General features: G+C 62.0%; 12 protein-coding genes. 4 read left to right on the forward strand and 8 right to left on the reverse strand.

Annotated features, from left to right (window positions below):
• Positions 1–117: 117 nt before the first annotated feature.
• The 3 genes from FBAL_RS16310 to FBAL_RS16320 are packed head-to-tail and all read right to left on the reverse strand — an operon-like array spanning position 118 to position 4,405.
• Complete coding sequence (locus FBAL_RS16310) at positions 118–858, reverse strand: phosphoadenylyl-sulfate reductase (protein WP_013346691.1); 741 nt, start codon at positions 856–858, stop codon at positions 118–120.
• Positions 859–869: 11 nt separating this feature from the next.
• Positions 870–2,609 carry an assimilatory sulfite reductase (NADPH) hemoprotein subunit gene (gene cysI / locus FBAL_RS16315; RefSeq protein ID WP_013346692.1) on the reverse strand — a complete coding sequence of 580 codons (1,740 nt, stop codon included), beginning with the start codon at positions 2,607–2,609 and terminating at the stop codon, positions 870–872.
• A complete protein-coding gene (locus tag FBAL_RS16320; RefSeq protein WP_013346693.1) occupies positions 2,609–4,405 on the reverse strand; it encodes an assimilatory sulfite reductase (NADPH) flavoprotein subunit in 1,797 nt (598 codons plus the stop codon). The genes cysI and FBAL_RS16320 overlap by 1 nt, the downstream gene beginning before the upstream one ends.
• 290 nt (positions 4,406–4,695) lie before the next feature.
• Here FBAL_RS16320 and FBAL_RS16325 point away from each other — a divergent pair, with 290 nt between their 5' ends.
• The 4 genes from FBAL_RS16325 (at position 4,696) to FBAL_RS16340 (ending at position 9,005) form a co-directional block, all read left to right on the forward strand.
• Positions 4,696–5,913, forward strand: coding sequence for a Re/Si-specific NAD(P)(+) transhydrogenase subunit alpha (locus tag FBAL_RS16325; RefSeq protein ID WP_013346694.1), 1,218 nt, complete (start codon positions 4,696–4,698; stop codon positions 5,911–5,913).
• Positions 5,913–6,188, forward strand: coding sequence for an NAD(P) transhydrogenase subunit alpha part 2 (locus FBAL_RS16330; protein WP_013346695.1), 276 nt, complete (start codon positions 5,913–5,915; stop codon positions 6,186–6,188). Before FBAL_RS16325 ends, FBAL_RS16330 begins: the two co-directional genes overlap by 1 nt.
• Before the next feature lie 6 nt (positions 6,189–6,194).
• The gene (locus tag FBAL_RS16335) at positions 6,195–7,577 is read left to right on the forward strand and encodes an NAD(P)(+) transhydrogenase (Re/Si-specific) subunit beta (RefSeq protein WP_013346696.1); all 1,383 of its coding nucleotides are present in this window, start codon (positions 6,195–6,197) and stop codon (positions 7,575–7,577) included.
• A 159-nt stretch (positions 7,578–7,736) separates the two neighbouring features.
• Positions 7,737–9,005, forward strand: a complete 1,269-nt coding sequence (locus tag FBAL_RS16340) for an O-acetylhomoserine aminocarboxypropyltransferase/cysteine synthase family protein (protein WP_013346697.1) — start codon at positions 7,737–7,739, stop codon at positions 9,003–9,005.
• A gap of 66 nt (positions 9,006–9,071) precedes the next feature.
• On the opposite strand, the gene FBAL_RS16345 is transcribed toward FBAL_RS16340, so the two are convergent.
• The 5 genes from FBAL_RS16345 to FBAL_RS16365 all read right to left on the reverse strand — a co-directional run bounded on the left by FBAL_RS16345 (position 9,072) and on the right by FBAL_RS16365 (position 14,448).
• On the reverse strand, positions 9,072–9,938 hold the full coding sequence (locus FBAL_RS16345) for a hypothetical protein (RefSeq protein ID WP_013346698.1): 867 nt from the start codon (positions 9,936–9,938) through the stop codon (positions 9,072–9,074).
• A complete protein-coding gene (locus tag FBAL_RS16350; protein WP_013346699.1) occupies positions 9,925–12,351 on the reverse strand; it encodes a fimbria/pilus outer membrane usher protein in 2,427 nt (808 codons plus the stop codon). Before FBAL_RS16350 ends, FBAL_RS16345 begins: the two co-directional genes overlap by 14 nt.
• Positions 12,351–13,037: a fimbria/pilus periplasmic chaperone gene (locus tag FBAL_RS16355; protein WP_013346700.1), complete on the reverse strand. Its 687-nt coding sequence runs from the start codon at positions 13,035–13,037 to the stop codon at positions 12,351–12,353. The genes FBAL_RS16350 and FBAL_RS16355 overlap by 1 nt, the downstream gene beginning before the upstream one ends.
• A 63-nt stretch (positions 13,038–13,100) precedes the next feature.
• Positions 13,101–13,640: a hypothetical protein gene (locus FBAL_RS16360; RefSeq protein WP_245544359.1), complete on the reverse strand. Its 540-nt coding sequence runs from the start codon at positions 13,638–13,640 to the stop codon at positions 13,101–13,103.
• Between the two features lie 130 nt (positions 13,641–13,770).
• Positions 13,771–14,448, reverse strand: a complete 678-nt coding sequence (locus tag FBAL_RS16365) for a response regulator transcription factor (protein WP_013346702.1) — start codon at positions 14,446–14,448, stop codon at positions 13,771–13,773.
• Positions 14,449–14,458 lie beyond the last annotated feature (10 nt).

Genomic DNA, 14,458 nt, shown 5'->3' on the forward strand with positions numbered 1-14,458 from the left:
GAATCATCCCCCAAAATCGACAAATAGCAAGGTCAGCTGAATCGACTGCTTATTAAAATAGCGGCGGGCTCACAGAACCCGCCGCAAACGCTGTCTGGTCAAACCAGCACCCGAATTTCAGATCTCGTAGTGCAAGCCACACTCCCGCTTCAGGCCATGGAAACGGGTCTCCTCCTCCGTCATCCCAAGTTCGAGTGGACGGGAGGTGTGGGTGTCCCCCACCGAGACATAACCCTCGTGCCACAAGGGGTGGTAAGGCAGCTCATGCTCGGTCAGGAACTGGTGCACCTGCTTGTTGCTCCAGTCCAGTATCGGCAACAACTTAAAGCGGCCAGAGCGCACCTCCAGAAAGGGCAGCTCAGCCCGACTGCTGGCCTGTTCACGGCGCAGGCCGGCAAACCAGCTGCCGATGCCCAGCGTCTCCAGCGCCCTTTGCATCGGCACCACTTTATTGCGGCGGTTGTAGCGGTCGATGCCATCCTGGCCCTGTTCCCACTCCCGGCCATAGCGGGCCTCCTGCCAGGCCGGGGACAGCTCGGCCCGGAACACCTGCAGGTTCAGACCGAGGCGTTCGGTCAGTTCGTCGATAAACCGGTAGGTTTCGGGGAACAGGTGGCCGGTGTCCGTCAGAATCACCGGCATATCCGGACGCTGTGCCGTCACCAGTTTCAGCATCACCGCCGCCTGGATACCGAAGCTGGAGGAGAGCGCGTGCTCCCCCGGCAGCTGTTCCAGCCCCCAGGCCACCCGTTGCTCAGCACGGAGCCCGGCCAGCTCCCGATTCAGGTCAGTCAGGCTGGCCTGACTGGCGGGCGCATCCGGCCGGCTCAGCACATCCTGCAATGCTTGGCTTGCCATACGCTGGCTCCTTAGGCGTAAAAGTCCTGTTTGGGAATGATCACCGGGGCAATGATCCCGGCTCGCACCACGAAATCACCAAAGCGCTCATCCTCTTCCCGTTCGGCCACCCAGCGCCCAATCAGGGCATCCAGCTGGTCAAACAGTTCGGTTTCATCCACGTTTTCGCGGTACAGCCTGGGGATGCGGGTGCCGTTGTGGTTACCGCCCAGGTGCAGGTTGTATTTGCCCGGACCTTTGCCCACCAGCCCCACTTCCGCCAGCATCGCCCGGCCACAGCCGTTGGGGCAGCCAGTGACCCGGAAGATGATCGCCTCCTCCGGCACACCGTGCTTGGCCAGCAGGGTTTCAAGCCGGTCCACATAGTGCGGCAGTACCCGCTCCGCTTCGGCCATCGCCAGCGGACAGGTGGGCAGCGAGACACAGGCCATGGCGCTTTTGCGCTGAGCGGAGTGGCGGTCATCGAGCAGGCCGTGCTGTCGGGCCAGCGCCTCAATGGTGGCTTTGTCGTCGCTGGCCACCCCGGCCACGATCAGGTTCTGGTTGGCAGTGAGGCGGAAGGTGCCCTGGTGGATGGCCGCGATCGCGGCCATACCGGTTTTCAGGGTTTTGCCCGGGTAGTCGAGGATGCGGCCATTCTCGATAAACAGGGTCAGGTTATGCTTGCCATCGATGCCCGCGGTCCAGCCAAACTGGTCACCCCGGCCGGTCAGCTGATAGGGCCGGGTCGGTGCCAGAGTCAGCCCGGCGCGACGCTCCACTTCGGCCTTAAAGACGTCGAGGCCAACCCGGTCGATGGTGTACTTGGTCTTGGCATTTTTGCGGTTCACCCGGTTGCCCAGGTCGCGCTGGGTGGTCACCACGGCGGCTGCCACCTCGAGGGTTTTCTCCAGCGGCAGGTAGCCCAGCTCATCGGCGGTACGCGGGTAGGTGGCGTGGTCACCGTGGGTCATCGCCAGGCCGCCGCCCACCAGCAGGTTGAAGCCCACCAGCTTGCCGTTGTCGGCGATGGCAACAAAGTTGAGGTCATTGGCGTGCAGGTCAACGTCATTGTGCGGCGGCACCACGACGGTGGTTTTGAACTTCCGCGGCAGGTATGTCTTACCCAGGATCGGCTCCTCTTCCGCTTCGGTGCTCTCCACCTTCTCCCCATCCAGCCACACCTCGGCATAGGCGCGAGTGCGGGGCAGCAGGTGTTCGGAGATCTTGCGGGCCCACTCATAGGCTTCGCTGTGCAGTGCAGACTGCTCCGGGTTGGAGGTGCACAGGACGTTGCGATTGACGTCGCCGGCGGTGGCGATGGAGTCCAAACCGACCTGATTGAGCATCTGGTGCATCGACTTGATGTCGCGCTTCAGCACACCGTGGAACTGGAAGGTCTGGCGGGTGGTCAGGCGGATGCTGCCGGCGTGGGTATGCTCACCGGCAAAAGCATCAATCGCCTGCCACTGGGTCGGGGTGATCACCCCGCCGGGCAGACGGGCCCGCAGCATCACAGTGTGCAGCGGCTCCAGTTTCTGCTCCGCCCGCTCGGCGCGGAGATCGCGGTCGTCCTGCTGGTACATGCCGTGGAAGCGGATCAGCTGGAAGTTGTCGGCGCTGAAGCCGCCGGTCAGCGGGTCCTGCAGATCATTGGCGATGGTGCCGCGCAGCAGGTTGCTCTGGCCTTTAATCCGTTCGTTATCGGCCAGCTTGCCCTGCACCACCAGCGGCGCCAGCTCATCCGGCAGGGTATGGGTTTGCTTGCTCATCAGTACACGTCCTTCTGATAGCGCTTCTCAGCGCGCAGTTGTTCCAGATAATCGGCCGCAGCGTCTTCGCTGAGTTGGCCCTGTTCGGCAATCACCGCCCGCAGTGCCGCCTCCACATCCTTGGCCATCCGCTGGGCGTCGCCGCAGAGATAGAGGTGGGCGCCACGCTGCAACCAGGCGTAAAGCTCGGCGCCCTGCTCGCGAAGGCGGTCCTGCACGTAGATCTTGTGTTGCTGGTCGCGGGAGAAGGCCAGGTCGATGCGGGTCAGCAGGCCGGATTTCACGTAGCCCTGCCACTCCACCTGATAGAGGAAGTCGTCGGTAAAGGTGGGGTTACCAAAGAACAGCCAGTTGTCCCCTTCGGCACCGCGGGCGTCGCGCTCCTGCAGAAAGGCGCGGAACGGAGCGATGCCGGTGCCGGGACCAATCATGATCACCGGTGTGTTGTCGTCCGCAGGCAGGCGGAAGTTGTTGTTGGGTTCGACGTACACGCGCACTTCGGCGCCCGCTTCCAGACGGCGGGCCAACGCACCACTGACGGTGCCCAGTCGCTCCTCGCCATCGCGCTGGTCGCTGACCAGGGCAACGGTCAGGTGCACCTCCTCCTCCACTTCCGCCTGGGAGGAGGCGATGGAGTAGAGGCGCGGGGTCAGTTTGCGCAGCAACGAAACCAGCTGTTCCGCACTGGGCTTGGCCGGATAACGCCGGGCCAGATCGAGCAGCTGATGCTGGGGCACGAAGGCTTTGAGGGCGTCGCTGTCCGCCACCACGGCGTCCAGTTCGGCATGCCCGGCCAGCTCCGCCCAGCCCTTAACCAGCGCCGGGTGGAGCAGGGTCAGCTCCAGCTGTTCAGTCAACGCCTGGCGCAGAGGCAGGCTGCTCTCTTTGAGGGTCACCGGTTCGTCGCCGGACAGGCCCGTCGCCGCCAGCAGTTCGGCCACCAGCGCCGGGTCATTGTCCATCCAGACCCCAAGAGCGTCGCCCGGTTGGTAGCTCAGGCCGGAGCCCTCAAGACTCAGCTCAATATGGCGGGTGTCCTTGATGGAGTGGCGTCCGGTGATCTTCTGGCTGGCCAGCAGGGTAGCGCTGAAAGGCTGGCTGCGGCTGTAGCTGCTGGTGCCACTGATGGGCACCACGGCGGCGGTCGGAGCAGCTGAGTCGGTCGGGGTTTCCAGTTTGCTGATCACCTCGCTCTGCCACTGCTCTGCGGCATCCTCGAAATCAACATCGCAATCCACGCGCTCCGCCAACCGGTTGGCGCCCAGCTCCGCCAGACGAAGGTCGAATTCCTTCCCGGTCTGGCAGAAGTGATCGTAGCTGGAGTCACCCAGCGCCAACACGCTGTAACGCAGCTCGGGCAACTTGGGGGCCCGGGCAGAGAACAGGAATTTGTGGAAGGCGATGGCGTCGTCCGGCGGATCGCCCTCGCCATGGGTGCTGACCACCAGCAGCAGCTGTTGCTCGCTCTTCAGCTGGCGCGGTTTGTAGTCCGCCATCGACACCAGTGTCACCGCCACACCCTCCGCCCGGGCGCGATCGGCCAGGGCGGTGGCCACGGAACGGCTGTTGCCGGTCTGGCTGCCGTACAAGATGGTGAGGGGGGCGGCGCTTTGGGCGGCGGCCACCGGAGCGGGCTCGGCGCTGCCGAGGTTGGCGCCCTGGTTGGCCACGGCGGCCAGGTATCCTGAGATCCAGGCCGCCTGCACCGGGTTTAACTCCGCTGCCAGCGTGCGCAGGGTCTGGATCTGTTCCGGGGCCAGCATGCCGGCCCCGGCGTCAAACTCCTTTAACAACATAATCTGCCTGTCTGTCCTGATGGGTTGGCTACAGGTTAGGCAGGCCTTCTATTTATAAAAAATACTGATTACAGAATTTTTATAACCAAATAGAATATTGAACATCTGTTTAAATTCCGCACAAAGTGACGTAAAACAATAAATTGTTTTTCCGATTGCCCCTATCGTAGGCAGGTGTATCACGGAGGCTTTCGTCGACCGCACAGAGCATGGGAAACTGTGCCGCCTATCACAGAGCCCGCATCCGGGAAGGTGATCCGGATGCTCACATCAATGAAGAGGACCGCTTCGTGAAGATCGCAGTGATCAAGGAGATCTACCCCGGGGAAACCCGCGTGGCGCTGATCCCCGCCAACGTCAGTAAGCTGACCCAGGCTGGCCTGACCATCGCCGTAGAGCGCGGTGCCGGGGAAGCCGCAGGCTTTGACGATGAGCGTTACGTTGAGGCCGGCGCAGTTATCGCCGCCGACCGCACCGAGGCGCTCAAGGACGCCGAGGTGGTCCTGACCCACCACGGCCGTGGTGACGAACTGGATGCCCTGCTGCCGCACCTGACCCGTGGCCAGACCCTGGTGGCGATGATGGACCCGTTGGCGGGCCCGCAAGCGGCCCAGAAACTGGCGGATGCCGGCATCAATGGCGTTGCCCTGGAGCTGGTGCCGCGCATCACCCGGGCCCAGGCCATGGATGTGCTGTCCAGTAACGCCACCATCGCCGGTTACAAAGCCGCCCTGCTGGGCGCCACCCACTCCCATCAGCTGTTCCCGATGATGATGACCGCCGCCGGCACCCTGAAACCGGCCCGCGTCTTCATTATGGGCGTGGGCGTGGCGGGTCTGCAGGCCTGTGCCACCGCCAAGCGTCTTGGTGCCGTGGTGGAAGCCTATGACATCCGCCCCGCCGCCCGTGAGCAGATCCTCTCTGTCGGTGCCCGTCCGGTGGAGCTCAATATCGAAGCGGAAGACACCGAAACCTCCGGCGGCTACGCCAAGGAGCAATCTGCCGAGTTTATCGCCAAGCAGCAACAGGCGATGGCCGACGTGCTGGCTCAACAGGATGTGGTGATTACCACCGCTGCCATCCCGGGCCGCAAAGCCCCGGTGCTGATCACTGAAGCGCAGCTGATGCAGATGAAGCCCGGTGCCGTGATCATCGACCTGGCCGCCGAAACCGGCGGTAACTGCGAACTGACCGAAGCGGGCCAAACCGTGATTCACCACGGTGTCACCATCATCGGCCCGAAAAACTTCGCCGCCACCGTGCCCAACCACGCCAGCCAGATGTTTGGCACCAACCTGACCAACCTGCTGATGCTGATGGCCAAAGAGGGCAAGATCAACTGGGACTTCGAGGATGAGATCATCCGCGACGTTACTGTCAGCAAGGATGGCGAAGTGGTCAACCCGCGCCTGCGCGAGTTGCTGGGCCTGCCCGCTCTGACCCCAACCGCCCCGGCCGAAGCCGAAGCGGACAGCGAAGCCAACGATAACCAGAAGGAAACCAACTGATGGAACTGATGCTGCTGATCACCATCTTCGTGGTGGCCCTGTTCCTTGGCGTGGAGCTGATCACCAAGGTGCCGCCGACCCTGCACACTCCGCTGATGTCGGCCTCTAATGCCATCTCCGGTATCACCCTGGTGGGTGCCCTGCTGGCCGCTGGCTCCGGCTCTGGCCCGCTGGTCAACATTCTGGGCTTTATCGCCGTAACCCTGGCCACCATCAACGTGGTGGGCGGTTACATGGTCACTAACCGCATGCTGGCCATGTTCAAAAGGAAGTAAACACCGATGAGCAACACCTTGATCTACTCCAGTTACCTGGTTGCCGCGGTCCTGTTTATCCTCGGCATCAAGAACCTGACCAAGCCCCGCACTGCGGTGCTGGGTAACCGTCTCTCCAGCATCGGTATGCTGATCGCCGTGGTGATCACCCTGCTGGATCGCAACATCATCAGCTACGAATGGATCATCGCCGGTATGGTGCTGGGTGGCGCCATCGGCGGCATCATGGCTCGCCGGGTGCAGATGACCTCCATGCCGGAGATGGTGGCGATGCTGAACGGTTTTGGTGGTGGCGCGTCCCTGTTTGTGGCGCTGGCCAACGCCTGGGACCCGGCCGCCGCGACCTCCATGGTGGCGATGATCTCCATCGGCATCACCGTGCTGATTGGTGCCGTCACCCTGTCCGGCTCCTTCGTGGCCTTTGCCAAGCTGAGCGAAAAGATCTCCGGTAACCCCATCGCGGTACCCGGTAACACCTTCCTCAACGGAGCCCTGCTGCTGGCTGGTCTGGCGCTGGTGGCCATGACCGTTATCGACCCCACCAACCACACCTGGCAGTTTGCCCTGGTGGCGGTGGCCCTGCTGCTGGGTCTGGCACTGGTGCTGCCGATTGGTGGCGCCGACATGCCGGTGGTGATCGCCCTGCTGAACTCCTACTCCGGTATCGCCGCAGCGACCGCGGGCTTTATCAGCGGCAACACCGTGCTGATCATCTCCGGTTCTCTGGTAGGCGCTTCCGGCCTGATCCTGACCCAGATCATGTGTAAGGCGATGAACCGCAGCCTGCCCAACGTGCTGTTTGGTGTGATGGCCGAAGGCGGCGAAACCATCGATGCGGATGAGGTGTACGCCGGCAAGGTGAAATCCTCCTCCCCGGACGAAGTGGGTATGTTGCTGGAAACCGCCGAGCGCGTGGTGATTGTCCCGGGCTACGGTCTGGCGATGGCCCAGGCGCAACACGCGGTGCGTGAACTGGCTGATGTGCTGCAGGCCCGTGGTGCCGACGTGAAGTACGCCATCCACCCGGTAGCCGGACGTATGCCGGGCCACATGAACGTGCTGCTGGCCGAGGCGGAAGTGCCCTACGAGCAGCTGGTTGAGATGGATGAGATCAACCCGCAGTTCGAGCAGACCGACGTCGCCATTGTTATCGGTGCCAACGACGTGACCAACCCGATGGCCCGTGAGGACAAAGGCAGCCCGATCTACGGCATGCCGATCCTCAACGTCGACAAAGCCAAAACCGTGGTGGTGGTGAAGCGTTCTCTGAGCCCCGGCTTTGCCGGCCTGCCCAACCCGCTGTTCGCCATGGACAACAGCCTGATGCTGTTCGGCGATGGTAAGAAGGCGATTGTGGAGCTGACCGCTTCCCTCAAAGAAGCCGGCTAACCCCCAGCCACACCGAGAAAACGGCGCCCCAGTGGCGCCGTTTTTTATTGCCGTCTGCCATCGCTTATCAAACCATAGCCCCCGCGCATCGGCCTCGGCCTGTTCATCTTTTGCCCAGCGGGTATTATCGACTGACCCCCTGTTGGCGAAGGATGCCCGATGAAAGACGAAACGCTCTCCCTCCATTTCGGCTACGAGACCGACCCGACCACCAAGGCGGTGGCGACGCCCATCTACCAGACCGTGGCCTACGAGTTCGACGATGCCCAGCATGGCGCTGACCTGTTCAATCTGTCGGTGGCGGGCAACATCTACACCCGCATCATGAACCCCACCAACGATGTGCTGGAGCAGCGCATGGCGGCGCTGGAAGGGGGCATCGCCGGGCTGGTGGTAAGTGCGGGCAGTGCCGCCATCAACTACGCCATCCAGACACTGGCGCAGGCGGGCGACAACATCGTCTCCACCCCGCAACTCTATGGCGGCACCTACACCCTGTTCGCCCACATGCTGCCCAGCCAGGGCATCGAAGTGCGCTTTGCCAAAGACGATCAACCAGAGAGCCTGGCGGCACTGATTGATGGCAACACCAAGGCGGTGTACTGCGAAAGCATCGGTAACCCGGCGGGCAATATCGTCGATATCGAGCGCCTGGCGGAGCTGGCCCACGCCCAGGGGGTGCCGGTGATTGTCGACAATACGGTGGCCACGCCGGTGCTGTGCAAGCCCATCAGCTTTGGCGCCGACATTGTGGTGCATTCACTCACCAAGTACGTGGGCGGCCATGGCACCACCCTGGGGGGCGTTATCGTCGACAGCGGCCGCTTCCCCTGGGCCCAACACGCCGAGCGCTTCCCGGCCCTGAATCAGCCTGAACCGGCCTACCATGGCGTGGTGTACACCGAGGCGTTTGGCGATGCCGCGTTCATCGGCCGGGCCCGCACCGTGCCGCTGCGCAACACCGGTTCGGCGCTGTCGCCCATGAACGCCTTTATGCTGCTGCAGGGGCTGGAAACCCTGTCACTGCGGATGGAGCGCCACACCGAGAACGCGCTGAAGGTGGCCCAGTATCTGGCGGCTCACGATAAGGTCAGCTGGGTCAGCTACGCCGGTTTGCCGGAATCGCCCTACTTCCCGCTGGCGGAGAAGTACACCGGCGGCCGTCCCTCCGGCATCCTCTCCTTCGGGCTGAAGGATGGGTATGAGGCGGGCGTGCGGTTCTACGATGCGCTGACCATCTTCAAGCGGCTGGTGAACATCGGTGACGCCAAGTCACTGGCCTGCCATCCGGCCTCCACCACCCACCGCCAGCTGACCGAAGCGGAGCAGAAGCAGGCCGGGGTCTCCCCGGAGATGATCCGCCTGTCGGTGGGCATCGAGCACATCGACGACATCCTGGCGGATCTGGAGCAGGCCCTGAACGCCTGATCGCCGCCAGGAACCAGCAAAAAAGCCACGGCAGTCGCCGTGGCTTTTGACTTGGGTCTGCTCCGCTCAGCGAGCAAACAGGCTGATGGTCACCACATCCTGGTATTTGCCCGCCCGGGCATAGGGCTGGGCCTCATTTTCAAACACCAGTTCAACCCGCTGACCGCGCACCGGCCGCTGGGCCACGTCGATCTTCACCTGATCCGTCAGTTGGTACTGACGCTTGGCCACCTTCACCACGTAAGGCACCTCGATATCGCTGTTGCGCAGGTGCTTCAGCGAGCCCTGGTTCTGGGACGACAGGCTCATCTGCACAAAGCCGTTGCTCTCCACCACCACCGGCAGAGTCTGACGATTGGTGCGACTCAGGTCGCCCAGCTCCAATTTCACTGACGGCCCGGTTCCGCTGATCCAGCCAGTGCCTTCGGTGGGCAATTTGGCCCGGACATAGGGCGCCACCGCCAAATCAAAGTTCAGGTTGCGCGGCCCCTCCGCCTTCTGGCCGGTGATCTGGGCGCGCAGATCCCCCGCGTAGTTGCCGGGCATCAGGTCACGCCCGCCGGGAATGTGCAGCCAGAACTCCAGTCTCTGCTTGCCGATCAATGGCATCACATAACGGTCCCGCCCGGTGGGGCTGATGTTCTGACGCAGTGCGTTGGTGATCTGGTAGGCCGGATTGGCGGCCGGGCCGGTCAGGGTCAAACGCCCTCCCCGGGCCGGTTGCAGCACAAACTCCCGCGCACAGCGCGCCAACGAGCGGTCCATCAGCAGCGTGGCCGGCACCCAGGTACCGCGGTCGCCTTTGAGATCTGAGGTGGCGGAAGCGGTACGAAACTCCACTTCCCAATTGCCCTCACAGGGCTCAGCCCGGGCGCCGAGCGGCAGCAGGCAGGTTGCCAATACTGCCAGTCCTATCATCCTACGGATTGTCACGACACTCCTCCTTCACGCATTCCACGTGATATGTCCCTAAGTTGATCAGGCTGGAATCGGACGGTGCGATCTCCAGCGACAGTGGTCGGAATCGCGGGCCCAGCACCACCAGGGTATAACGCCCCGGGCTGGCGCCCTGGATATAGAACCGGCCGGTTTTGTTGGTAAAGAAAGACAGTCTCAGGTCGCCCTGCTGCAACTCGCCCTGGCGGTAGCCAATCGGTGCGCCGGTTTCATCCAGCAGGATGCCGTGCACGGTATACGCGCTATCGGAACCCACTTCGACAAAGTGGCCGGTGGCCGCACCCGGTGACAGGGTGTAGCGGCTCTGGCCCCAGTCATACCCAAGGGGGGCGTCCTCAACACCGATGTCGACCATGTTGTTGGCGTAGGCCAGGTCCAGCGGTATCAGGCTGCCAAGCCAGGGCGTTGCCTCCGCCAGGTAACCCCCTTGGGAAACCCCCACCTGCGCCGGCGCTTCCAGTGTCGGATGCAGCTGAGTCACCAGGAAGGGGCCCGGCTGTGCCCGTCCCCACCCCACTTTGCCATCCGCAAAGCCGATGGCGGTATTGGCCCGGATTGACGCGGTATAGAGCGGCTCACCACCGCTATGACTGCGGCTTCGCTCCACCTCGCCTTCCACCCGAGCCCGGTTGGCGGTGTAGTTCAGCACCGCGGTTTCCCGGTCCTGGAAATCGTCGTATTCGGCCTGGGCCCGGAAGCCCATGCTGCCAACCCGGTCGTTGTTGGAGCGGCTGACGTTCAGGCGCGCCCGGTTGTTGTGGGTGTTGTAGTTGGCGCCCACGGTATAGCCGTGCTGGGGATGCGCCCAGTACCAGTCGAAGGTGACAAAATAGGCGACCTCATCCCCCTCCAGCTGCGGGTCGTTGTTGTAGCTGACCCCGCCACCGAGAATGAAGTCGCCGTAACGCCAGTTCACCTGGGATGACGCGCTCAGGGTCTCTCCGGCAAATTCGTCATTAAAGTAGGAGCCGGACAGGGTGGCGTCCCACTGCTCATTGATGGTCCAGACGTAGTTGGCCAGCACCCGGTCGTAACTCAGGGGCTGCTGGGTTTCCTCCCACATCCGGGCGGAAAAGTCGCTGGCCCGCTCCAGGGTCATCCGCAAATTGGGGGCACTGCCCTCGGCACTGCCGATAATCCGGCTTTCAAAGCTCAGTGACGCAATATGGCCAAAGTCCAACTCGTCGCTGTGACTGCCCGACAGGCGGGCGGAGAAATTGCCCCAACGGGTGCCCATGGTGGCCGTGGTGCCCAGAAGGTAACCGTACTGGCCGATCACACCGTTAAGGCCCAGGGTCAGGTTTTCACTAACGCCATATTCCACAAAGCCGTTGGCGGCCCAGCCGTCCTGGTATTCCACCCCATCATCACCAAACAGGGACGGCACACCGGCACTGAAGGCGTAGTTCACCATCCCCTGCTGCAACAGGGTGTTGTTGTAGAACTGGGAGAACACCCGGGTTTCGGTGCGGCCGGACAGGTAGGTGATGCGCACCACGATGTCGTTGGCGCCATTGGCCATCGGCAGGTTGGTCAGATTGAAGCGCCCCGCCTCCTGACGGCCACTGAAGATCACCTGGCCGTTGATGGAGATCTCCACATCCGCGGATTCCTGCAGCACCAGCAGTTGATTGTTAGTGGGGCCGATGGTGCGCTCCGGCTGCAGGGTGGCGTAATCACTTTCGATGGCGATACCACCAAAGCTGCCACCGGGAAGATGGCCGGCCACGCCGCCCTCAATGTCCCCCACCGACAGGCGGTAAGGCTGGTAGGGATTGTCGTAGTAGGCGCGCCACTCACCACGCAGCACACTGGTACTGTCGTCCTCCAGCTCCAGATAGTTGGCCAGTTGCAGGTTGACGCCTTCTGCGCCGCCAATGTTCATCTGCGCCAGCCACTCCAAACTGGAGAAGCGGCTGTTGTCGCTGTCCTGCCAGCTTTCGTTATGGGCCAGATTAAAGCTGTTCAGCCAACTGAACCCGGCGCTGGGGCTGGGCGCGAACTGGGTGGTGTCTTCGCCAAAGTTGACCGAGATGTCCCCGTGCGCTTCGGGTGCGATGCTGGCCTGAAGAGAGAGGGTGGCCGGATCCAGCGTCAGGGTGATGCCAGCCGCTTCCAGCTGCTCAAAGCGGATTTCGCGGCGCGGGCCCATCTCGTTTTGCAGCAGGGTCCAAACCTCATCGGAAACCCGACGGCCCAACAGCGACTGCAGCGCCGGCAACTCCACCGCGTAGACTGCAACGCCTTCGAACACCACCGGCACATCGCCCAGTCCATTGCCCGCCAGTTGCAGCGGCAAGGTCATGGTCATCGCCGATACGCTCAGGGGCAACAACGCCAGCCAGCCCCACAGGCGGCGCCCCGACAGCTTAACCAGGGCCAGGGTCATCAGCGGCGTTCCTTCACCTCAACACTGGCCTGGGTGACGGTGCCCTTCATCAGGCTCTCCACTGCGACGCTGACGTGCTGCTTAGGGGCCAGGAACTGGCGGTCGATCAACGGTTTAATTTGTTCCCATTGCCACTGGTACTGGCCGTTATCGGCACTGACACTGAAGTTCAGCTGGGGGATGATCACCACCCCGGTGCCCTGGTTTTCCAGGTAGAGCTGGTTGCCGTCACGGATCTCCGCCAGCAGGCGCTGTTCGGTCTGGTCCGGGCCGACAAACACCAGCGCGCCAACCTGAAACAGCATGCTGATGGCACTGGCGTCAGACTCGTCCTCGATGGGCAACTGGCTGAACACCACGCGGTAGGACTGGGTTTCGGACAGGGGCTGGCCGATGTACTTGGCTTTCACGGATTGGGTCTGACTCGGCGGGATCAGCACCTGAGGCGGAAACACAAAGAAATCGTCGGAATCGAGCAGCACCTCCGGCTTATCACCGGTGACATCGCGGTACTTAACCTGCACTTCGACCGGCAACGGCTTGTCGGAGGTGTTGACCACCTGAAAGACGTGTTCGCTGTTGCTGCCCTTTTCAGACAGAAACGCCACCATCGGCAGCAACTCAAACGCCTGCAGTGCCGGTGCAAACCCCAGCAACACAGAGAGCAAAACGGCGCCTAGCCGCATAACAACCTCCTAAAAAGGGGCCTTGAGGCCCCTTTGTTTTTGATGAATCCGTCAGCGCCGGGATTACATCGGGTACAGAGACACGTACATGTTGGTCTTGTACTCACCGGCTTTTTCCCAGCCGTTCAGCTCCGGCTTGATCTTCAGTACGTTGTACTGGCCAGCCTTGCCGGAATCGGTGCTTTTGCTTACGTCGATGCCGGTTTCAATCGCGTGGTAGTTTTCAGGGGTACCCGCGTTTTGCTGTTCGTTGATTTTGCCTTCTACGTTGTTGATGGAAACGATCAGCGGAATCACATCAGTGTTGTTGCTGGTGTTGGTCAGGGCAGCGGCGCCAACAACCAGCATGCCTTTGGCGTTGTCATTGTTACACCAGGCCTTAAAACGGAACTGCTCAGCACCGCCATTGGCCAGGTCCAGCTCAATGCTCTTCTCCTGCTTGGAGAACATCTGGCAACGCTGAGGTACGCTACCGTTCAGTTCCACGTAGAAAGTAGAAGCGCCATTCGGGTGGTCATCCGGGTTGCTGGACCAGTTGTTGGCAGCGGCACCAGTGGTTACCAGGGCGGTCATCATTACAGCGGCAACAGAGGCTTTCATCATTCATCTCCTTTGGATGCGGTGTCCATGGTTTGGATTCGTCTCTCAGGAGGTAATGTACTGCCGGGCCCCGGTGGCTGATATTGGCCACATGGCCATTGTGCTGGTCAATTTCGACCTAATTTGGTCCTGGTCAGGCGGGGACGCTGAGTGCCTGCCTTTTCTCCCCAGGACCGTCAAGTAGCAAGGTTGTGAGCTGGTGCCGACTTTGCTTGTGGGTTTTCTGCAGGATATTGGAGACGTGGTTCTTCACCGTGCTGAGACTGATGTTCATCCCCAGCGCAATCTCCTTATTGCTTTTGCCCTGCAGCAGGTAGTGGAACACCTGCTGCTCCTTGGCCGACAACTGGTACTGCGCGCCCAGCACGTTGACCGAGTGGCCACAGTGCCCGCCCACGTTCACCAACTGCTTCAGTGACGACGACATCGCTTCGCGGCTGAACCAGAGCTGGTCCGCCAGCAGCGCCCGAATCGCCCGCGGCAGCATCTCCAGGGTGTAATCCCGGACGATGAGGCCGGAGAACCCCAGGGCAATAAAGCCCACGGCGCTCTCATCATTCAGCGGGTCGGAGTTGACGATCAGCCATTTGCCGCCACGTTCAAGCGGGGAGATCAGCTGGGAAGCGGGATTGCCGAGGCTGGCTTTGTCGTAGATCACCAGATCGTTATCCTTCAGGTCCCACAAGGTTTCGAGGTGGGTCACCTGATGGAACTGGTGTTGGGTAAAGATGGTGGAGAGTCCGGACACCAGCATATTGGACCAGCTGGGGTTACCGGAGAACACGTATTGAGAGACTGCTGCGTGCATCATCACTGTCATC

Source organism: Ferrimonas balearica DSM 9799, assembly GCF_000148645.1.
GTDB classification, from domain to species: domain Bacteria; phylum Pseudomonadota; class Gammaproteobacteria; order Enterobacterales; family Shewanellaceae; genus Ferrimonas; species Ferrimonas balearica.

Excerpts from the sequence above, each read along its gene's own strand:
- FBAL_RS16310 (WP_013346691.1), bottom strand. The coding sequence starts at position 858 with ATGGCAAGCCAAGCATTGCAGGATGTGCTGAGCCGGCCGGATGCGCCC.
- cysI (WP_013346692.1), bottom strand. The coding sequence starts at position 2,609 with ATGAGCAAGCAAACCCATACCCTGCCGGATGAGCTGGCGCCGCTGGTG.
- FBAL_RS16320 (WP_013346693.1), bottom strand. The coding sequence starts at position 4,405 with ATGTTGTTAAAGGAGTTTGACGCCGGGGCCGGCATGCTGGCCCCGGAA.
- FBAL_RS16330 (WP_013346695.1), top strand. The coding sequence starts at position 5,913 with ATGGAACTGATGCTGCTGATCACCATCTTCGTGGTGGCCCTGTTCCTT.
- FBAL_RS16335 (WP_013346696.1), top strand. The coding sequence starts at position 6,195 with ATGAGCAACACCTTGATCTACTCCAGTTACCTGGTTGCCGCGGTCCTG.
- FBAL_RS16340 (WP_013346697.1), top strand. The coding sequence starts at position 7,737 with ATGAAAGACGAAACGCTCTCCCTCCATTTCGGCTACGAGACCGACCCG.
- FBAL_RS16350 (WP_013346699.1), bottom strand. The coding sequence starts at position 12,351 with ATGACCCTGGCCCTGGTTAAGCTGTCGGGGCGCCGCCTGTGGGGCTGG.
- FBAL_RS16355 (WP_013346700.1), bottom strand. The coding sequence starts at position 13,037 with ATGCGGCTAGGCGCCGTTTTGCTCTCTGTGTTGCTGGGGTTTGCACCG.
- FBAL_RS16360 (WP_245544359.1), bottom strand. The coding sequence starts at position 13,640 with ATGATGAAAGCCTCTGTTGCCGCTGTAATGATGACCGCCCTGGTAACC.
- FBAL_RS16365 (WP_013346702.1), bottom strand. The coding sequence starts at position 14,448 with ATGATGCACGCAGCAGTCTCTCAATACGTGTTCTCCGGTAACCCCAGC.